The 24,961-nt window shown below is 39.2% G+C and carries 3 protein-coding genes; all 3 read right to left on the minus strand.

Features of this window, described 5'->3' with window-relative positions:
• Window positions 1–14 precede the first annotated feature (14 nt).
• The 3 genes from OM074_RS05320 to OM074_RS05330 all read right to left on the minus strand — a co-directional run bounded on the left by OM074_RS05320 (window position 15) and on the right by OM074_RS05330 (window position 24,672).
• A complete protein-coding gene (locus tag OM074_RS05320; protein WP_301198257.1) occupies window positions 15–644 on the minus strand; it encodes an OmpH/Skp family outer membrane protein in 630 nt (209 codons plus the stop codon).
• 231 nt (window positions 645–875) lie between these two features.
• Window positions 876–1,946, minus strand: a complete 1,071-nt coding sequence (locus tag OM074_RS05325) for a PorP/SprF family type IX secretion system membrane protein (protein ID WP_301198258.1) — start codon at window positions 1,944–1,946, stop codon at window positions 876–878.
• 76 nt (window positions 1,947–2,022) lie between these two features.
• Complete coding sequence (locus OM074_RS05330) at window positions 2,023–24,672, minus strand: PKD domain-containing protein (protein ID WP_301198259.1); 22,650 nt, start codon at window positions 24,670–24,672, stop codon at window positions 2,023–2,025.
• Window positions 24,673–24,961: the final 289 nt, after the last annotated feature.

A 24,961-nucleotide genomic window follows, 5' to 3' on the forward strand; every position in this document is an offset into this window, starting at 1 on the left:
AAAAAAATCTTTTGTTACTCTGCTGAAGCTTTTCCTTTGCTTACTTCATATCTTTTATTTAAAGCATCCGCAACACTTTGCGTAATATTAATACCCGGAGCGCTGTAAAGAACATTATCTCCCAAGGTATTACTTAAAATAAGCTTATAATTGCCTGCCTTATTCATTTCTTCAAGATAAGAAGTCAATGTATCTCTCAGCTGGCGGTTTAGCTTTTCCTGCTCAACCATTAATTCATTTGATAACTTGGCATTCAAACCTTGTAGTTCCTGCTCTTTTGACATCAAGTTTCTTTGCTCTTTTTCAGCTCTTTCTCTTGATAAGAAACCATTATTTTGAACCTTACGCTGAAATTCTGCCAGCTGGGTTTCTAATTTCTTAGCCTGTTCGTTAAAATCTGTTCTTGACTTTTCTTCTTTCTTTAATAGTTCTTCCTGTAAGTATATGGCGTACTGATACTGGCGTAATAATGAATCTGTATCTATATATGCAACAGGAAAAACATCTCCTTCGGCAATACTGCCTGAACCTTTCGGATTGCTTGCATTTGTGTCAGAATCAGCTTTTTCGTTACATCCTACTAATAATACCGAACTCAATCCTGCTAAAAAAACTAAATTAACTACCAGTAAAAATCGTTTCATACATTTAAAATTTACATTCTTGAACATATATCTAAATCCAATTATAACTGAATGTGATTTATTTATACGCCATTAATACTTTGAGACTATATCTTTGATTAACGCCTTATAAAACTAAACAAGCATTATAACAGCTTTTACTTAATCGGACAACAAATATAAATTAATAACAAATATTTAAAAATTTATTTTGGCTTTTTTGTCTAACCAAACCAAAATTGACGCCTTGTTTTAGAAAATACGCCTTGACCTGCCTCGATATTTACTTCTTGAAGGCCCTCCTCCAGAATATCCAGGCTGTGAACAAGGGATTGCATTCCTGTTAATTCTGGGTTTATTAGACGATGGTATTGTATACATCAGCGATACCTCATGCGCCCCCCCTGTATTTCCTGCCAGGTCGGATATGGTTAGATCATAGGAATAACCAACCCGGGTTCGGCCAAGATGAACACCAAATATTGCGATTATAGCATCTTTATTTGACAATTGTTCTTTATTTGAAGTGGGGATACCCCGGTACCAAAGCCCTAATTCAATTGGGTTATACTGCCAATATGCACCAACATCCAACTGGTTAAAGTCGTCTTGATTTCTGTAATTAAAAGCAAAGGTAACACTTTGATCAGGCTCCCTTCTCCTTCCTTCCTTATATACCCACTTAACGCCACCAAACATAGTCAGTTTTAAACCGCTTATGGGTTCTATATCGGTAAAGCTATTGTTATTCTTAACCAAATGGTCTACGGTTATCCCTCCCCAATAAAAATTACTATAAATCATTACAGATGCTGCAGCATCAAATTTATTGGTTTGATCCTGCGCCAGAACAAAATCTCCACTAGTTGCATCCCCCCCGGTATTTGGATCTATTTCACGACCAAAAGTAACTTTTGATAAGTCAAGGAAAGATTGGGCAAACTTAAATTGAATACCCGGACGAATCATAATTTTATCTGATACATAGACTTCATAAGCATACAACAGACCTACATTTTGATTTACCAAAGCACCCTTCTGTTGGTCATCACGAAAATATAAGAAGCCTAAACCGCTATTAAAATCAGAGAAGTAATGATCAAAAGAGAAAGAGAAAGAACTATATGTTTGCGGAATACTTGGCCATTGATCTCTGTAGTTTAATGCAAGCCTGCTCCCTTCTGTTAATCCGGTAAAAGACGGACTTAAATACAGCGGCGATGCATAATTTTGGGAAAACGATACATCCTGAGCATTTCCATTAATACAAAACACCAACAGAAACAAAACAAAATAATATGTTCTATTTATAAATTCTCTCATTTGGTTGTATATCCTTTAAAACGCCTCACAAAATAATAAAACTTTGTAAGACGTTTTAAATGTTTCATTAAATAATTTATCTGATCAACAATACACTTCCGGATTCCGAAAATACTTTTCCACTAATAAAAGTACCCGAAGCTTTCCAAACATAAGCACCCTGAGCACAAAGCTCTCCGTTATAGAATCCATTCCAGCCTTCTTCAACATCGGTACTTTCGTAAATAAGTTGTCCCCATCTGTTGAAAATTTGAAGCTTATAAGTGTCAACATCTCTTTTTACTGGTCTGAATACAGAATATTGTTCACCTCCACCAATAATGGCCGAAGTTTCTCCATCCGGACGAGGAGCAAATGCTGTTGGGAACCTGATAAACCCTTCTAAAACAGAGGTTATCACACCTGGCTTAACCAGTTCATCCACACATCCATGTGCACTTTCTACTGTCAGTGTTAAATCAAACACGCCTTCTTCCTGGTATTCATACAATGGGTTGGCATCTGTTGATGTACCTCCATCCCCAAATTGCCAGAAGAATTTCACAGCATCTTTTGATAAGGTGTTACAACTGAGTTTATCCCCTGGCACATATACCACATCCGGAGTATAACTAAACTCAGCTACCGGATGGTCATGTACCAGGATATCCCTGGTATACTCGCCATTAACTCCATCTGGTCCGGGAGCAATAAGTTTAACCGTATAGGTACCCGGATCCTCAAAAGTATGTACCGGGTTTCTGTCTGATGAAGTATATCCGTCTCCAAATTCCCAAATGAAGTTTGCTCCTCCATCAGAGTAATTTGTAAACTCAATGGTTAATGGATAACATCCTTGCGTTGTATCAACCACAAAGGCAGCATCCGGAACAACCCTATATTCAATACTAACATCATCGTATGTAATACAGCCATTAACGTCCATCAGCCATCTGTATGTATTAATACCTTCATTCAGGTTACGGACGGTTGTATTGAAATAGGTATCATCATCAAAATCACCAGCTCCTGCAACAATGCTCCATGTTGCACCCAGATTACCTGGATTAGATGCTTTCAGTTCGAATGACGACTCATAGGTAACTTCATCTTCTCCTGCATATGGATCAGCCTTATTGCTTACTACCTCAACAACATCTTCCGTAGTACACGACCCGTAAGCCACAGTCCATTTAAACCTGTTCTCGCCTAATCCTAATTCCCTGACAATAGTTGTTGGATCATTGGCATTATCAAAGGTTCCATTACCCGATAACACCGTCCATGTTCCAACCCCGGAGTCTGGATCGTTGGCATTTAATGTTAAGTAATCATCACAACTGGTTCTGTCGGTACCTGCTGCTGCCTGATCAGGGATCTGATTAAACACCGTAATCTGATCAGATGAAATACAGCCTCCTTTCTGAACATTCCACATCAGGATATTTTCACCAAAGGTTAATCCTTCAACACGCGTTTTGGCATCTTTATCATCAACAAAGGTGGCATTACCTGAAATCAGCGTCCAGAAACCTTCTCCTTGTGTTGGCAAATTGGCATCCAAAGTGGCGTAATCCTTGCAATCCTCAATATCAGGACCGGCATTTGCTGTGGTAGGCGTATTATTCAATACTTCAATATCACTTTGCTTGGTACATTGACCCTGAGTAATCGTCCATCTCAATACATTTACTCCTTCATTCAGATTAGATATTGTTGCATTCGGTTTAGTGGAATCATCAAAATTACCACCTCCTTCAATGATAGACCAGTTACCTGTACCAAAGTCAGGAACTGCTGCCTTTAAGACAACTGTTGGTGAACAATACTCTTCATTAGCACCTGCATAAGGATCAGAAGGCTCGTTATTTGTTACCCTAACCTCATCAACCGAAGTACACAGGTCATTATCACTGGTGACTGTCCATCGCATTACATTATCACCTTTCGACAAGCCTGTAATGGATGCTTTTGGATTATTAACCTGATCAGCAGGAATAGTTGCCGCACCAATAAGTACTTCCCATGCTCCGGTTCCTATATCTACCGGGGTAGCATCCAGGGTAGTATTATCAATACATATTTCCTGAGTATTTCCGGCATAGGCTGTACTTGGCGTATGGTTAATTACGGTAACTTCTGCCATAGTTATACATCCTTCATTATTGATAGTCCATCTCAACAGGTTGCTTCCTTTAGCCAAATCCAGCACTTCTGTTGTTGGATCATGCGTATCCTCAAAGCGTGCCTGACTGGAGCCTCCTATAACACTCCATGTCCCTACTCCGGGAGCTGCATTGTTTGCATCAAGGAAGGTATGGTCTGCACAAATTTCCTGTGTGCCACCAACAACAGCCTGAATAGTATTATAGCTGATTTCCACATCATCATATAAAGTACATCCATTGTTTTCCACTGTCCATCGGAAAACATTGGCTCCAAATTTCAGGTTGGTCACCTCTGTGGTGTTATCCAGATCATCTGCAAAAACGCCACCTCCACTTCGTATAGTCCATGAACCGTTTCCTACTTCCGGTTCTGCGGCACTCAATACAAAATGGTTTTCACAAGTTGCCTTGTTATCTCCGGCCAATGCCTTAGATGGTTCATTATTTGTAACCTTAACCTGGCTCACAGAACGACATCCCTTATAGTCAATAGTCCATGTAAGGATATTCTCTCCTTTATCCAGATTTTTCACTTCAGTATACGGACTTTCATTATCGACAAAATTAGCCGATCCGGAGCCTCCTACAATCCCCCAGGTACCTAAACCTGGTGATGGGTTGTTGGCTTCTAAAATAGCCGTATCAACACACAATACCTGTTCATATCCGGCATGCGCCTCTATTAAGTTGTTTGCTATTTCAACATCTGAAACGGAGGTACAGCCATTGTTATCGATTGTCCATCTGAATAAGTTCTTACCCTTGCCCAGATTTCTAACCAAGGTATTTGTCAACGATGAATCCTCAATTTCTCCCTGACCTGATATTAAAGTCCAGGTACCATCCCCGTAAACAGGCACACTTCCCGAAAGCGATACAGTATCGGTACAGATAGGCCTGTCGTGCCCAGCAAACGAAACAGAAGGCTGGTTATTTACAATGGTAATGGTGTCTCTCTTCACACAATCAGAAGAAGCCCCTTCTACCTGCACTTCCCAAACCAGCTTGTTGGTTCCCGGTGCAAGTGAATACACATACCCACTTGAAATTTCATCAATTTCATTACCACTAGCATCTTTACCTTTACCTGAACCCTCTATAATTCTCCATTTACCAATTCCATATTTAGGAATTTCCGGATTCAGAACAGCACTGTCTTTACATATAACCTGATCTTCACCCGCATAGGCATCAGAAGGTTCATAGTTGAAAATACTCACTGTATCATAAGAGAAACAAGCATCATTTTGGATTTGATACTTAATTACGTTCTCACCTTTTGCCAGTCCTGAAATTATTGTTTTCGGATCAGTATTATCATCAAAAACACCACCTCCTGATAAGATACTCCATGAAGGGGTTCCATAAATGGGCTCCCTGGCGTTTAGTGTAACAACATCTCCACATTCAAAAATATCTATTCCGGCATCAGCCTCTGTAGGCTTGTTGTTTATAACAATCACCGTATCGGTGGTGAAATTTTCACTACCTCCGGCAAAACGCAGTGTCCACCTAAAAATATTGCGTCCCGGGCGTAAACCGGATATTTTTGTTTGTGCTGAATTTGAATCTTCAAACACACCGGTACCCTCGGCAATGGTCCATTCTCCATATGTTCCTTCAGGATCATTAGCATGCAAGGTTGTATAATCCTCACATAGATGCAACTGATCAAGTCCTGCGTCAGCCTGTGCTAACACGCCACTCTGCACTGCCACATCTATATATTCAAAACAGTTCACGTTGGATACCGTCCACCTGAAATAGTTATAGTTTGGTAATAAATTGTTTACCCGGGTAGTTGCAGAAGATGGGTTTTCAATTTCCCCCCGTCCCTCAACCAAGGTCCACACTCCGGTACCAATATCAGGGATTTCAGCCCTTAAAGTGGTATAATTATTATCTGTATAGATATAACTGGAAGCATTTACTTCATATGGTTGATTATTAGAAATAATTACTGTATCTGATGATACACAACCATCCCTGGTCACGGTCCATACCAAGGCATTGGTGCCATGCCCCAGCGATGTAGCACTGGCATTGGCCTGGGAGTTGGATGGATTAAAGACCACTCCTGCTGATCCGCTCACAAGAGTCCATTGCCCAACAGCGCCCTCTGGCGCCGGGGTAGCCCTTAGTTCTGCTACCCTTCCACAAACAGCAGTATCTGCTCCTGCATAGGCGTCTACATGTAAATTGGTTACTGTAAAATCAACATAAGTAGCACAGGTATTATTGGAAACGGTCCACCTGAATACATTATCTCCATTGGCAATATTATAAACCCTGGTAGCAGGATCGGCAGGATTGTCGAACCTACCTTGCCCTGATACAACACTCCAAACTCCTGTTCCATAAACCGGAGCCACCGCATTTAAGTTATATTCATAATCACAAACTGAAATCGACCTGCTACCTCCTACAATCTCGGCAACTGAAGGCTGGTCGTTATAAACAGTTACTTCATCGTACGAAGTACAACCATTTCGGGTTATGGACCACCTAAACACATTTCTACCGTCGGGAGTGGATTGATCCAGGCCTGTTACTTCTGTTGAAGCCTTGTCTCCTCCATCCACAAAATTACCGGTTCCTTCAATGATGGTCCATTGACCAATGGCATCGGCAGGAACATCCGTACCTGAAAGCATTGTTGTTCCGCTACAAGTAAAGTGATCTTCACCGGCTGTAACATCCAAGGCATTGTTTCTGATGGTAACTAATGTTTTTAGATGACAATCTCCATTTAAAATATTCCAACTTAGTATATGGTCTCCTTTGGCAATATTTGTAATATTGATAGATGCACTGTTCATATTATTAATTGAAACAGCACCAGATTCTATTCTCCAGTAACCTGTTTCTCCTACAGCCGGCATACTACCCCTTAAAGAAGTAAAGTCAGTTTGACAAGGAAGATCCTGAAGTGTAATTACCACATCACTCGCATTATAAATAATTGGTTCTGTAGGCTGATTGTTGACCACATCAACACTGGCAGAGCTATAACACGATCCTTTCCTGATGGTCCATGTAAATGTATTTACTCCTGGATCCAGGCCTGAAACAACGGTATTATCACTAGTTGACCCGGCAATAAAACCACCACCAGTAGTTGACCACAAACCTTCATCTGCAGCGTCAACAGCATTCAGCGGAGTTCCAAATAATGTAACTTGCCCTTCACATACTTCATCGTCAGAAGCCGAAGCAGTAACTGTAACCTGATCATTATAAATAATAACTTCATCTGATGTTTCACAACCAGTTGCAGAGTTGGTTACTGTCCATACAAATATATTTGCTCCTTGTGACAGGTTCCATACATAGGCATTAGGCCTGGCCTGATCAACTGCTTTATTTCCGAACTGACCAGCCCCCTGAGTTATGGTCCAAACCCCTGTTTCTCCAGCATTCAATGGAGCTGCATTGAGCGTATAGGTTGTTTGACATATTCTGTCATCAGGACCTGCATCCGAAATTGGAAGCGGCGTAATATTAATGGTTAATCCTGGTGACCATGGCTCATCGGCACTACATGCATTTACAGGACGGACAAAAATTTCACCTGTTGTAGAAGGAATATCCGGATCCAGATCTACAATAATTGACGTTCCCGTACCATCACCCTGTAGTATTAACCCGGCAGGTAATGCCCACTCATAAGAAGTAGCATTATCAACAGGTGGAATACTATAAATAACTCCTGTTTCACTCTGACATAGGTTCTGATCGCCAGAAGGGGCTACCAATATCGGATCGGGCAATACTTTTGCATTGACCCATCTTTCAACAGTACTGTTTACCCCGCAAGAATTTTCCGGGTATACCCTGATATAACCACCAGGGAAGCTCCTGTCGAAGTCAACAGTAACATTTGCTGTACCATTACCTGATGTAATAGTCATGCCCGGATCTACGCTCCAAACATAATTTGTTGCATAAGTAACTGCATCAACAGAATAATCAATTCCTGAGGTACCCTGGCATATCTCACCGGCATCCAACGAACTCTTAATTACAGATAAGGCTTCAGGAAGCTGATCCACAATTACAGTCGCCTCAACAGGCACAATAATATCCATGGCACAGCCATTGGCATCAACAACTGATGTAATATCGTATGTTGTTGTAACCTTAGGATTCACATTCCAAGTGTATGTTAATGCTGCAGTAGGCGTCACCACCAAAGTTCCTTCAACACCATTGGCCTCATAAGTAATGGTATATGGAGCGTTGTTTTCATTAAATCCAATAGTCAATGGAGTGGTTTCATTAATACAAATATCAGTGCTACCACTCAAGGTAATTACAGGCTTGTTATTAATAGCCACATCAACCTGGCCATTTCCAACATTATTACATGCATAATCATCAGAAACACTCAACACAACATAACTAGCATCTGCAACTGGTGCATCTGTAAATGTATATGTATTGGAAGTTATTCCTGAAACAGTATTTGATGTACCATTATTCATATCCTGCCATGTAAAACTAAATGGCTGTTTCCCGGTAAAGGAAACGGTTAACTGAACAGTACCATCTTCACAAACTTCTGTTGGACCATTTATTGCCGCGGTAGGCAGATTGTGCACTGTTAACTGAACTTGATTTCCCGTAGTTTCACCTTGCAAACATGTAGCATTTGATGGACTGAAAACTCTGGTAATCTCATACGTCCTGCTGGAAGCAGGATTTACAGTAATCACATAAGGTGATCTATCAACCGTGTATTCAATAGTTGAGAAATCATCATAAACAGCAACCCTTAAATCACCTTGAGCAGTGAAATCCCAATTAGAAGTATTTATTGCCAAATCGTAGCTATCACCCACACAAATATCAGTTGCTCCACTAACCGAACTAATTTCAACTTCGGCAGCAGGTTCTGTAATTAAGGTAAAGTCGGAAAGCTCACAATTACCCCTATCCGGCACTTTGGTATCAAAATCTTCTGCATGATCTTTTAAAGTAACAGTATAGTTTCCTGCAGGAAGACCTGTAAAATCAAATGGTACACCAGATATCGCATCGTCTTTAAAATCATAATATCCTTCTGCACTGGTTATCTCTACCAAATAATGATTTGAAGCATCCGCTTTTCCACCACCAACAGAAACTGTTATAGCACCCGTAGACTCACCATAACAAGCAACTTGTGTACTAGCTGTTGTTGTGAGTGTTAATGGTGTATATTGTTTTATTTCAATATCTTCCTGATAAGTTACAGGGACATTATCGGTAACAATAACACGATATGTTCCCGGAGCTAATCCGGTTAAACTCAATTCTGTATCATTAACATCTTCATTTACTCCGGGACCTGTTACCTGAATTCGGTAATAAGAACCAGCAATAGCAAATCCACCAAACACCCGGTTGATATGAATTTCACCATTATCAGCGCCATTACAAGGACTAATCTGATGAACTGTTTTCTCAAAACCTAGTGCTTCGCCAGGTTCAATAACCCGTATTCCATCAATAGAAGCTGAACATCCATTATTATCTGTTGCGATCACTTTATAAGTACCGCTGGCAACCACTCCATCATCCAAAGGATTCAGTTTTCCTTCCGGATCTGCAAGCAATTGATATACATCAGAGGCATCCTGTTTAAACCACTGAACGCTTCTTGGAGCTACGCCGTCATATACATCAACTAAAATGACTCCATCACTACCCCCAACTACCGAAACATCGGTTATTTTCGGATTATCCACTTTTATATGAGAATCCGGTTGCGTTACTTCAATATTGCCTGATTCTACAGTACATCCATTATCATCTGTTACAGTTAAGTTGTATGTACCTGCAAAAAGGTTTATTGGATTACTTCCTATGGCAGGAGAAGCTCCTCCTGTCCATGTATAGATATAATCACCAGAAGCAGGCATGGTACCCCCCGAAACAGTTACCTGGATAGCACCCGTGTTCTCATTATGACAAAGCACATTGGTTACTACAATATTATCTATGGTTAATGGAGCTGATGGGCCTTTTATTTCATATGATTGGATATAATTGCATCCTAAAATATTATCAACTACTTCCAAACCATAAATACCCTGAACCAGATTATCAAGAACTGCTGTTCCCTCTACTCCATTCCAATAATATTTATAATCTCCTGATCCACCTGTTACTGACGCCTCCAGGCGTCCACCAGGTTCGCCAAAGCACATTTTTGAATCAGATACTGCCACATTTACTGATAAACCTGTTGCTGCCGGAACAATAAATATTTTTGTAATGGCACAATCAGTTCCACCTGAAGTGCGACCATCTGTGATTATGACCTGATATTCTCCTTCGCTCAAACCACTTTGGTTTTGATCTGTAGTAACAACCCTTGTCGGATCTCCGGAAATGGTAGTCCAGCTATAGCTATAATTGCCATCGCCACCTATTACATCAAAGTCTATAGAACCATCATCATTACCAGAACAAGTAACTGGTATAATCACATCATTAACCACCTCAATTTTATGGGTTAATGTAGCTGAAGCTGTTGCAGTACATGCCCTGCCATCACCTAAATCAGAAACTACAACGGTATAAGTACCTCCTGTTAATCCAGCCTGGTCTTCAGCACCCTGAACCAGACCTGATCCATCTGCGGAGTTCCAGTCATACGAAAATCCGGTTCCGGAACCTCCGGTTACCGTAATATCAATTTCACCTGCAGTTCCGTCACATTGTGTTTCAGTAGGTACTGCCGAAATTAAGATTTCATCATCCTCTTCAACCTCAATATTCCTGTTTGCCTTACAACCGTTGTTATCAGTTACACTCACGGTATATATATCAGCAGGTAAATTATACTGATCTTTATTCTGTGCTAAATTGGCACCAAACACAGGACTCCATTTATAAGAATATGGAGCTTTTCCTCCGGATACCTCTATTTCAATCTGCCCATCACTTAATCCAAAACAAGAAGTATGCACCACTGTTGGATCGATTACAATAGGTTCAGGATCTTCGATTTCAATATCAAATGATCTGAAACAATTGCCGGAACCATCATTCTCTTTGGTATCTGTAATAATAACCGTATAAGTTCCTGCATACAGGTTATCAATATTTCTATTGTTAGAGGTATAAGCTCCCGGACCAGTCCAGGCAAAAGTATAAGCTCCTGTTCCTCCGGAAACATTTAATACTATAGAACCACTGTTTCCTCCATCACATTTTACATGGTTCACAACAGGATTAATAGTAATTTCATTGGGCACAGAAAGTGACTTAGTAGCCTCACATTGATTCTCATCTTTAATGGTAATGCTATAGACTCCACCCTGGTAGATTTCTACATCGGTTGGATCAGCAGGGACAACAGGACTAAACGCAGGTCCATCCCACAAGTATGTATAAGCTCCTGAACCTCCTGTTACATTATCTAATTTCAAAGTTCTAACAAATGGATCACAGTCAGTATACTCATAACTGGCGTCATAAGTAATAGGATTTGGCTGAGCCACAGTATAAACTGCATCTGCCTTACATGTTTGTCCATCTATGATAGAAGTAACCTCAACTGTATAATTTCCTGCAGTAAGGTTTAGCTGATTTTGCAAATCATCAGTAACAATAGCAGGACCTGTCCATGAGTAAGTTGTTGAAGCAGAAATTCCTGTCACATCAAGTGTGATAGCTCCATCACCACCACCATTACAGGTAATATCCTTAATGGTTGGCATTATGGAAATTGTATTGTTTACATCTACATAAAACTCCTTGGTTACAGAACAGCCACCCCGGCCAGGATCTGTAATTTCGAGGATATAAGTACCTACAGATAAACCTGATTGATTTAAAGTACTATTATCAATACCAATACCTCCATCGGTTGTAGTCCAGTTATAAGTATAATTTGCAGAAGCTCCTGCTATATTAATACCTGTAATTGCCCCATTGTTTACCCCTTCACAAGTTGTATGAACAACCGGATTATTGGTGATTACAATATGTTCTAAAGTAAACTGATAGTCAACTGCGCATGAAGCCGGATCAGTAGAGTTCATATCCAGAACCGTAAGCGTATATGTACCGGCTTCAAGATTATTAACAGACTGCAAGCTTGTTGTATTCTCATTAATGGATAAAGGATATACCAACGAAGCTTCCGGTAATAAGATTTGATAATTATACTTTCCTCCGGAAACAACACCTCCAGTAACATTAAACGAGAAAGTTCCACTTGTTGATTGTGTTTCATCACAAGCTATATCATGAGCAAAGCCACTTACTTCAAATGCATGAACTGGCTCATCTATAGTAACATTTTGCGTAACTGTGGCACATCCAACACCACGGGCATCCGATACCTCGATCACATAATCTCCGGCAACAAGGTTTTCGAATACGAAGGCCTTGCTTCCATCTCCGGTTTTTGTTGGTTGACCTGTTACATCAACAGTATAGTTAGCTATTCCATCTTCTACGCTAACAGCAATAATCCCGCTATTATCACCAACACAAGTTGTGATATCACTCTTTGTGTAATTAATGGTAATAGCACTACCATCAACTATCTCAATATCAGAAAGCACGGCAGTACAACCATCAACAATACTTTCAACAGTAACCTGATATTCACCGGCATACAGATCTTTCAATGAAGCAGTAGCACCTGCATAAGCCTGATAAGTACCACTTGCATCCTTTTTCATCCAGGTGTAGGTATATCCGCCACCTGATCTTCCGGTAACTGAAATATCTATAGAACCATCATTACCTCCTGAGCATGTTACGTGTTCAACATCGTCCACTGAAATAACAATCTCATTTGGCTCTTCTACCTCAAAAGTACCGGTATACTTACACCCTTCAGCACTGCTAACAACTACATAAAATTCTTCAGGTGATGTAACCGGATCAATTTCATCATTACTTATGAAATCTCCGGAAACAAAAGTACCTTTTGAACCAGTCCATGAGATGTTATCAGTAGCTTCTGCAACCCTTCCATTAAGAGCAACAATAATACTTCCATCAGCATCTCCATAACAACTAATATCTTTAATAGTAACAGATAATGTTACTTTTGGCTCTTGTTCTATTCTGATATTATCTTCATGATAATGTGTTCCTTTACTGTCATAAGCATTAATTTCATAAGTACCAGCTTTTAAACCAGTAACAACGCTTGTAGCTAATACCGGATCTTTTAATCCTGAATCATAAGGATGTCCATCATCCGTATTTCCTGTAATCTGATAAGATAAACCTCCGTTATGTGAAGCAAATTCAACTTGTATCTCCCCATTGGCATCTCCATAACAAACAGCATCCTTTGGAGTAACATTTACAATTAACTCGTCAGGTTGACCAATAACAATATCGGTAATTGTTGTATCACAACCGTTTGGCGTATCAACAATAGTAAACGAATAAATACCTGCATCCAAATCATTTCTTAGGAAATCAGTTACAGAAGCATCATCTGCCCAACTTATTGTATACGGTACTCCATTACTTCCTGTAACAGTATGAACATCGATAATACCATCACCCTTTCCGAATATAGTTGCATCCTTTGAAGTATAATCAATTGTAAAAGCATCCGGTTCTGCTACCGTAATCGTGCCAGAAACAGGACAACCATTACCATCTGTAAAGATATATGTATAATCACCTCCCTCATAAACAGTAACCTTGTCAGTATCGATAGTATTATTTGTTGGTAAAACTCCATTGTCAATAATACCTTCAGGCCCTGTCCAAATCACTTTATCTCCTGCTACAAAATTTCGGTTCAACTGTATAGAAACTTCTCCAGCTCCTTTATCGGCAGCATGACAAGTTAAATGCGTCACACTCTCTGAAATAATATTCTGATCTGGCTGGCTAAGCAATATAGCTGATTGGGTATAAACATTACCAACAAAATCAGAAATCTGAATTTCATATTCTCCTGCCAGTAAATCACTCCACGTATGACTTCCTGTATTGGTATTTAGTGTATAACTATCATTATAAGCATTACCATCATATTGGTTTCCAACGATATTTATTGTATATGGCTCATTACCTGACAATACCGCAACAGAAATTCTCCCTTTGTTATCACCATAACAAAGAATATCTACATCTGAACTCGTAACATTGGCTGTAAGCGCTGTTGGTTCAGGGATAATAATATCACCTGAATCATAAATACAACCACTTGCATCCTCAATATGATAAGTATATGTTCCAGCAGGTAATCCTGTTTGCAAACGCTGATGGTCTACAAGTAGAGCTCCTGCCGGACCTGTCCATGTAATCGAATAATCTTCAGGATACAATGGATCAGAACTAAACGGAGTATTACCATTTAACACATCAATATTGATACTACCATTGCTAGCACCTGTTGGTGTAACAGCAGTAAAATCATGATGAACATCCCAGGCTGTTGGCTCTGTAATAGTATATTTATCAGTTACTATACAACCATGTTGGTTTGTAACAATAATATTATAATCACCAGGAAGTGCTGCAGGCTGAGTAGCACTTCCATTTAGAACACCGTTATAAACAGTAGCTCCATTAGGATCAATGACTTGCCATTCATCAACACCCACATTAACATTACCACTTAAAGACATAGATATTGTTCCATCCCCTTGCCCAAAGCAGGTAATATCCTTTAATGTTTCTGTAAGAACAGTCTCTGCATTCTGAGTAATTTTTATATCAGCCAAACTATAAGTTTGTGAGGCACCATCCTCAACATCAACTTTGTAAGTACCTGGTTTTAATCCAAGAAATACACTATTAGTTAGTGTTAAATTTTGCGCAGTAAAACCGGAACCATCATCCGGAATACCTGTAAGCGTAACAGAATAAGAAGCTGTTCCGGAAGTAATATTAACTGAAATTATTCCATTATCATCTCCATAACAATTGATATCAGTGTCTGAAACTGAAACAGATAAAACACCTGGTTCTGTAACATTAATATCTTCACTGGTATAGGTACAACCATTATCATCAGTGATAACAAACTGATAAACACCGGCTTCAATACCATTATTGTCATTTCCAGTAACCTGAACTCCACCTCCATCTAAATACGGATCGTAAGTTCCCGCTGCATTTTTCTTATTCCAAACAACCGACTGAACATTATTTTCAGAGACGATATTTGTAATCTGAATCCTTCCATCCGAAGCTCCAGCTATTGACACATGCGTTGGATTGTAGGTTGCTGTTATCGCTGCAGGCTCTGTAAGTACCTCTACTAAGGATGTAGCATCACAACCAAATTTATCCGACACATTAATGGTATAAGTACCTGCCTCTAAAATATTTTGAAGCTTAAGCGCATCTACAGATCCACTTGCAGACCAACCTGCAGGATTGGTACGTGTCCAATTAATTGTTGCAAGAGTTTCATCAATTACACGACCATCAATTTCAACTTCGATGCTTCCATCATCACCAGTATTACAGGTAATATTATTTGAGTCCACCAGTTTTACACTAAACTGAGCAAGCTGACCGACAGTTACTGACTTGGATAGATTTTCACCTTTATCATCAGTAATAGCCACTTCGTAACTTCCTGCTTTAAGATCAGTAAACTCATGACTGCCAGTAGTATTCCCATTTACGGTTACTGTCGTAAATACGGTACCATCATATTCAGTACCAGTTAATACCATTTTATAATTAGGGTTGCCAGATGTTACATTTACACCAATACTTCCATTATCATAACCATAACAAGTTGCATTGGTAGCAGTTAAATTAAACAATAGCTGATTTGGTTGAGTTACTGTAATTGTACCTGAAGTAGTACAACTTCCGGTAGCATCTGTAATCTCATAATCATAATCCCCTGCTACTAAACCACTTCTTGACCAAGAGGTTAATGTAGGATCATTATCCCATTCAATAGTATACGGAGCTGTATTTCCTGTTGGTGGAAAATCAACGGCAACAGCTCCATTGTTATTTCCATAACTGCTAACATGCGTAACAGAAGTTGTTACGTTCCAAGGAGCTGGCTCTACTATAGTAATTGGAGTAACACTTACCGTTGGACAACCATTATTATTGTTAACCGTAACTGTATAATTACCAGCTTCTAAGTTTGTTTTAGTCAATGCACCTACAGCAGTAACTAATTCCGGCCCTGCTGCATAACCAATATCTGAGGTCCATGAGATCGTTGCCCCAGCAACTTCGCCACTCAACGCAACCGAAATCTGACCATCTCCATTTCCTTCACAAGTAATATCCGTTGGAGTAGGAGTAACAGTCAGCTCGTCTGGTTGAGTAAGAATAACTGTTGAGGTATACAATTCTCCTGACGGATTATCTGTAAGTTCAATATAATATGAACCTGCTTCCAAAGCAGAGAAGACAAACGTATTGGTAGCCTGACTAAAACTCTTTGTATATGGAGCTCCTCCTTCTTCAAGCGTACCAACAACATCTATGGTATAATCACTATTTCCTTGAGTTACTATTACATTAATCTCTCCATCATTACCTCCATAACAACTTATATTTGAACTGGTTGTATTAGGATCAGTAACAGTAAAGTCAAATGGTTGAGTTAAAGTAATATCAATACTTGTATAAGTACAACTTTTACTATCTGTAATAATAAATCTGTATGTACCAGCATTAAAAGTAGTAACGTTCCATACATTATTATATGCAGGAAGCGGAGTACCATCCTGTTCTTCCCATCTTATAGAGTAGCCTCCATTACTTCCGTTACAAGTATGTACGTCAATAGCGCCATCTCCGCCATTGTATTTTGTTAAATTGGTTGGAGTAAAACCTACGTTCCATGGTAAAGGTTGGGCAACAATATAATCTCCTGAAGTCAGATCACATCCATTGTCATCCTTAACAACTACAAAATAAGTACCTTGACTCAAACCTGTTATATGATCTAAACCAACTCCCTGACCCTGAATTACATTTGGAGTTCCTTTTTTGTACCACGTATAAGTATAATCACTTCCTCCAGCTATTGTTCCACCATTTACATTTCCTTGTAAATCGATTTCACCATTAAGCTCACCATTACATTTAACATCAGTAATTAACTCAGCACCAATGGTTATCGGGGCAGCTGGTTGAGTTATAGTTGCATCTGCAGCCAATACCTGATTTGTTTTTTCACAACTGGTACTATTATCCTTAACATCAACAACATATACACCAGCAGTTAAACCGGTAAGTGGAGAAGATTTCCAAGTAGTTCCCCCATCAATACTATACACAAATGCTCCCGGGTCTCCATTTGAGTACTGTGTTGATAATGTTAAAACTCCTGTTGCATCACCAAAACAATCAATATTTGTAGCAACACAAGTTGTTGTAAAATTCATAGGTTCAGTAACCGTATGATTTACAGTCGCTACAGCACACCCTAATTCATCATGATCTCTAACCTGAAAATCATAAACGCCATCACCCAATAAATCAAATGTATGAGTTGCTCCAGTTCCTACGTACCAGTTTGCACCGCCATCTTTGGAGTAATCATAATTACCGCTTCCTCCTGTGGCTGAAAGTATTACTTCACCATCTTCAATATCAAAACAAGAAGCATCTGTTGAATTACTTATTGTTAAATTCAAAGGCAAAGGTTGATCTACATAGATAACAGGATGAAGTTTATATTCACAAGCAGTTGCTTTTGAGTCCCTTACCCATATAGTATGATTACCTGATAACAATCCGGCTTCTGTAAATAATGCAGCATTATCACCACCATTATATCCACCGTTATCCACATTAAATTGATAAGTCCCCGAACCTCCTGATGCTGTAACTGTTACAGAACCATTTGCAAGTCCAAAGCAAGTTGCATCGGAAACTAAATTAGTAGTAAGGTTGAGAGCAATAGGATCAACCAAGGCATAATTTCCTATTAAGTATTCACATGCAGTATTATTTTTATCTCTGACTTTTACATCATAATTTCCTTCAATCAATCCGGTAAAAGTAAAATCATCCATTGTGGCAGAAGTAGAATTGCCCCAGTCTTTTATAACCGGACCTTCCAATCTGAATTGGTAATCTCCAGAACCTCCATCTACTTTTACATAAATACTTCCGGAGTTTCCTCCATTACATGTGTTGTTAGTAATTATTGCTGCAGCCTCCAGGGTAATTGCAGAAAGTTGTCCCACAACCCAAGGTGTTGCCACATTATTATAATTACAAAGTTCTGAATCAACAATATTGATATTGTAATTTCCCGGTGCAAGACTGCCAATAGAAATTGTACCACTTGCTGGTAGTATAAATGGAGCGCCACCTGACCAAGTTACAGTATATGGTGCTGTACCTCCAACAACATCCAACTCTATTGACCCGGTATTTTGTCCTGCACAATCAGCATCCGTAACAGTTACATTCTGAACAGTTAACTCAGTAGGTTCAGTAATGGTAAAGGTTTGAACTACAGGACCACAACTATTTGGCACATCTGTAATAGTAACTGTATAAGGACCATCTGCTTCATTAAGATTTTCAGCAAAAGCATCGGTTGAAATAATAACTCCAGCACCAACACTATTCTTCCACTCATAAACATAATTACCGCTACCTCCTTGCCCTAAAACCTGAAGTCGCCCATCATTGCCAAAGTTACAAGAAACATTAGTATGTTCAATTAAGGTATAACTAAGAGCAGGAACATCGGCAATGATCACACTTACAGAAGTATAACCACAAGTAGGGTTAGCTAAATCCCGTACCCAAACTGTATATGTTCCTTCTCCTAATAAAGTTTCAGTATATCCATCAGCCCCACTATTACCTGCAATCCATGTAGGTACAGCAACAATAGCTGGATCATCGGTTGTAAATTCATATGTACCAGATTCACCGCCACTAGCTCTTACCACAAAACTACCATCAGTAGTTCCGTTACAAGTAATCCCAACTTGAGATTCTTCAACAAGACTTAATCCTGCTGGTTCTGTAATCACAATTGGAATAGCGATTTGTGTAATACATCTGTTATATAGCGGATTTGCATCACGTACCCAAATATTATAACTGCCATCTTCCAGCTTATTCAACTGGTATTGGTTTGCAGCAACATTTCCTGGCAACCATACTTCAGCTGTTGTAGCCGGATCGGTTAATGAAAACTCATAACTACCTGAACCTCCGCCTGCTGTAACAGTATAAGAACCATCTGCCCCGTCTTTACAAACATTATCATCATGATCAGCAGCATTTTCAGTAATTGTTAATGCCGGATTGGTCTCAATAAGAATTCCCAAATTAAATGTACAACCTTTTCCATCGGTAACAGTAACACTATGATTTCCAGCCGGCATATTGGTTTCTGTCAAAGCTGTACCTCCTGTTGACCAGGCAACTCCATAGCCTACTCCCGGATATGTTACATAATCAGTAGTACCTCCTGAAATAGTGATGGTTGAACTACCTTCACAAGTTCCTCCTGCAACAGAACAACCTGCACATCCCACTTTAACATTATCAACCTCAACAGCAGATAGGGCAGTTGGTTGAGTTATGGTAACTGTTAAAACATCAATTGCATCACAAGCTGCTGAGGACATATCTTTAACAGAAAAGCTATGCGGTCCCAAAGCCAAACCTGTAAAAGTTGGAGAAGCTTGCCACGAAGCACCACTATCATCCGAGTACTCATAACTTCCACTACCTCCTGAAGCCATTACCGTTACAATACCATTGCTCAAACCATTACATGTAATATTGGTTTGAGCATCTAGCTGTAGAACCAATTCGTATTCTTCAATATCCACAGAACCAGACATTGTAGAAATACATCCACCATAATCTGCAACTACGGTATAGGTACCTTCACCATCTTGCACAGGAGCAAAGTCAAAAGCCCCTCCCAAAACAACACCTGTATGAGTAATCCCTGCCCCAATAGCACCCCCGTTTAAAAGAAGTTCATACTCAACCCCTGCATCAGAACCACTTAATCCAACAATCACACCTTGAGGAGCCGGATCATCAATACAATAAGCCCCACCTCCTGTAACAGAATAAGTTGTAGTTGGAGTACTTACAATTTCAATATCTACTTCAAAAGATGAAAGACAACCATTTGTACTTTCATATTCATATCTAACAGTATAATTCCCTGGTGTCATTGTAGATGGAGACAACACTGCCAATCCATCATCAGCTGTAGCATCTGTTAAACCAACAGCCCCTCCAAGTAAAGAATAATTTCCATCTCCCCCATCAGGTAATGTACCGGTAAGATTTATGTCTGCCGAAGAAGTACAAATCTTATCTCCGTCAGACACGCCCCAAAACGAAACCGGTATTTCATCATATATTGTAACATTCTGAATTATTGTAGTATCACAGCCATCACCTGCTTTAGTAAAATACATTGATACTTCATATACACCTGATCCTACAGAAGGATCAATTTCGGCAGAATTATCACCAACACCACCATCCGTCAGGAACAATGTTGGATTTCCATTTATAGTAGCAGAGAAAGAAGCATCTCCTGCTGCGGCATCAGTACCACTAGCACTTATTGTCTGCTTTCCAGCATTTGTACAATAAGAGGCATTTAACCCACTTATAGCAACTTTTACTTCTGTTACATATATATTCCTGGTATCGGTTGTTGTACAACCTTTATTATCAACCGTATGTGTAATTACATTTGCTGTAGGGGATAAATTCACATTAGGATTACCAGGATAAAAATAATTACCAGCTACTCCTAGACCTGTATAAAAATGCGTAATTCCTCCAACTATAGAACCATTAGGTGTAAGTAAAACTTTAGAATCATTTTTACAGTATACAGTTTGTTCTGCAGTTCCCGCTGCATTATCAGGAAAAATGAAGCTGGCATCAATCGCCTCTACAATATCAAATGTTGACGTTAATGTATTGGTGCAAAGATTTGCATCCTGATATTCATATACCAATGTATAAGTTCCATCACCGTATATGTTGAACAAATTTAACGGATTTAACCATGCTGTACCATCTGCAATTCCCGAACCGATTACTCCTGATGCACCAGGTCCGGTAACGGTAAAAGTACCCCCATTAGGACTACCATCAAGGTTATATGTAGTATTGTCATCACTACAATATTGAGTATTTGCACCAACCAGCGCCAATGGTGTACCAATTGTGATTGTAATGGAGCCTGTACCAGTACAATTAGTAGCTGCATCTGTGTAATCAAAATCAATTATATGCACACCATTACCTGCATCTTTAGGATTAAAAGTACACACAGCATCTGTAGGATCTGCATCTGTAAAACCGGACGAAGTACTGGAAAAAGTACCATTTACTGCAACATTATTTAATTCTCCGGTTAAGGTATAATCGGTATCATCATCCTGACAGGGATTAGCTGGAAGAGTTCCTCTATCAATAGTTACTGCACCTCCATTTAAATCATGAACTGTAGTTGTTCCAAAATCTGTAACCACACAGCCATTACCATCTGTATAAGTATATTGTATTGTAAATAATGTTTCAAAAGCAGTATTTCCAGGATCAAACGAAAGTGTTCCGGCATTTGCATCAGCAACTCTTCCCGGATCAAATCCAGCACCTCCAATAATTTGATATAGTCCCGTACTAGAACCTGAAACTACTAATGGCGTAGCTGTAATCACAGATGGATTTGCATCATCAGAACAAAAATCCGTTGGAATATTTGCATTTACAGCAGCAACAGGGTGTTCTGTAATTACAATGCCTGTTTGCAAATCTCGAGAGCAAGAGTTTGTTGTAGCACGTACTGTATATACACCATCTGTTACACCATTAAAAGTAATGGCATTGCCTGTTCCCGAAATTGTTTGATCAACAACACCAGTCCCCTGATTATATAATTCGTACTCAACACTACCCTGGGTATCATCAACCTGAATTGACACAGCTGGTTCATTGGCACAATAATCATTATCTGCAACCGTAATTGTTTGTGGTAAAGGAATTGTTTCTACAACTAGTTGGTCGCTTAGAATTGTTGTACAAGTTCCATTATTGGCCAAAACTGTATATGTTCCAGGAACAAGACCATTAAACTGAATTGTATTTACGCCATTACCAGTTAAAGGAGCATATATCGGATCAGCTGCACCATTTTTATATAAAGTATATGTAACACCTGCCTCGCCTGGATCATCCAACACTACGTTTCCGGAGTTACAAACAAAACCATCTGTTACAAAATCAATATCAGTTGGAGCTGCTACAATAGTAATTATGTCTGAAATCCAGCTTGTACATGTTCCTGCTGTAATTCTGGCCATAACAGTATAATCACCTGCAGCTAAAGGCTGATTTAAAACGATATTCCTTGAATTACCAGTGAATCCCGCAACGGTACTCCCTTCCGCTACAGATCCTGTACCATCATCATAATACAATATGTATGTTACACCAGTTTCTGTATCCGAGATTGTTAGAGTTGTATTTATTCCTTCACATAAAGATGTAGCAGATAAAGTAACTCCAGTTACATCTGGAGAAGCATTAATCACATAAGTATTTGTCATTACTTTATCACAAACACCATTTTTTGTTGCTATAACAGAATAAGTTCCTGCAGTTGATTGAGGAGTAAATGATAATCCTGTTCCGGCTATATTTCCTGATAATGTTTCTATTAAAGTTTCACCAGCACCACCATAATCTCTATATAAAGTATAGTCAACCCCGTTTTCACTCGCATCTGTACTAAAAGTTATTGGATTTAATGGATCGGAACATAATGATCCCGCTACTGATGAACCCACATTTACCAAAGCAACGTCTTGCTCAATAACCACTGATCCTGACATTAAGATATCAGGGCATGTTGCTGTATTGGCATAAACTTGATAAGTACCCGCTGTATTATACGGCCCCCATGACAAAGCTCCTCCTGTACCAGCCTGAGAAACCTCTCCTAGGTCAACACCATCTCTATAAATTACATAATCAATACCTACCTCTGAATTTGGCAACTGCACCGTAGTACTTGAAGTTTCACAAATTGTACTAGAAGTTACAGGCCTGTCTGAAGGTGAAGTATATACACCAAAAGAAGCATAATTAGAAGAAGTTGCATCCTGCACCAGGGCTAAAGAACATCCTGTTGCATCTGTAATACTAGACACCCAATAATTCGTATTGTCAACTGATAAAGTATTTAAATCCAGGTTTGCATTAGCAGCTACATTGCTAAAAGCTTCTGCTGGCAACCCTCTGTCATTTGAAAAGGTAACATTATAAGGCGCTATACCTCCAGTAATTGAAATATTTAAATTTGGATCACCACTTAAACAAAATCTTGAAGGTAACCCATTGGTTGGGGTTAAAGAAACCCCTGTTACCCCATCCAGCGATACGGTGATGGAATTACTTTCCTTCCAACACTCTTCATTTCCTTGTTCCCTAATAATAGTTTTATAAGTTCCCGCTAATGGGGCAACTATATTAGTATAGTTGGTAGTACCTGTTATACCATCTGCCAATAAAGTTGTATTTCGAAACCAATCATACTCTACAGGAACAGATGGTGCTGCAACAAGTGAACTAGTAAGGTCAACCTGCGTAGCGTCACTACATATAGAAGAAGATGTACTAATTGTTACATCCGGCAACTCGTAATCCCGAACCGATACTACATTTGAAGTATATGTAGTAAGCACCGGAGGTGTACCACAAACACCCGTTACTTCCACATAATAATCTCCAGCCCCATCTGCTGGATTAATTGGATATATATCCACATCTGTATCCACATTTTGAACAGGTCCGGGAGCTACCGGATCAAAATACCATTCATATGTAAAACTCCCTGTATTAAAAGGGATAACTTCTAAATCTACACTTGGTATTGCAGCACCAACGCAAACTGAATAACCTCCTACAACCTGTACTTGAATTGTCGAAACATCAGAAATTGTTATCGTGTTAGATGGCTTCGTACATTTTGACGAAATATCTTGCACCATAACAAAAACCCCATCTAATAAGTCATAGTCTGCCGCCCCTACTGTATATTCTGGAGTAAACTTTACATTATTATCATCAACTAAAGTATTTAAACCCGTATTTGGATCCACAGTCCAGATCTGATATGTATATTTTGTCTCATTATCAGGAGATATCCTAAAGTCAACATCATCATGGGAACAAAGCAAAACATCTTCGGTTGAACCATCAGATTCCAAAATCGGATCAGTAGCATAAGACCAGGTATTGGAACTGATTGCCACATCATAACTATGCTGACTGGTACCATTCTTATATGTCCAAACAATAGTAACTGTTGTTGGTGCAACGATACTTGCCGGGACTGTTATTAATGCATTTGGATCATTTATATTGGAAAACTGCAAGCCTCCTGTTGAAGTCCATTCTCCCTGTGATCTATGACCATTGGGGGTATTGTCTGCTTCAAACAAATCATACCCCGTAAAGGTACTTAAATCACAAACCGTCATAGTTTGCGAATTTATTAATGTTGAATAACCCAAAAGTATAAACACAACAAAGCTCAACCGCATAATAATCCGATTGAGCACATCTCTTTTGTGTTGAAAGTGTGTGTTAAGATGCATCATACTATATATAGTTTAAGTCCCCTATTAGGTATTGCTCCCCAATTAAATTAGCTGGCCTTGCTCTTTAACTGGATCTAAAATTTGGTCCTTTTCACAACACCTGGAACTGTATACGCTTATTTTTTTAAAATGTTTTTAATCCTAACCGAAAAATAATCAAGTAATTAAATGCCTGATTTATTAAGGTGTAATAAGGTTTATTTTCAACACATAGAAATGCAATAATGCTAATAATAAGAAATCCACTTCATGGAATTCTTATTATTGGGACGTTGTCCCAAACCCTACT

The organism is Plebeiibacterium marinum, from assembly GCF_026013615.1.
Lineage (GTDB): Bacteria > Bacteroidota > Bacteroidia > Bacteroidales > Marinilabiliaceae > Saccharicrinis > Saccharicrinis marinus_A.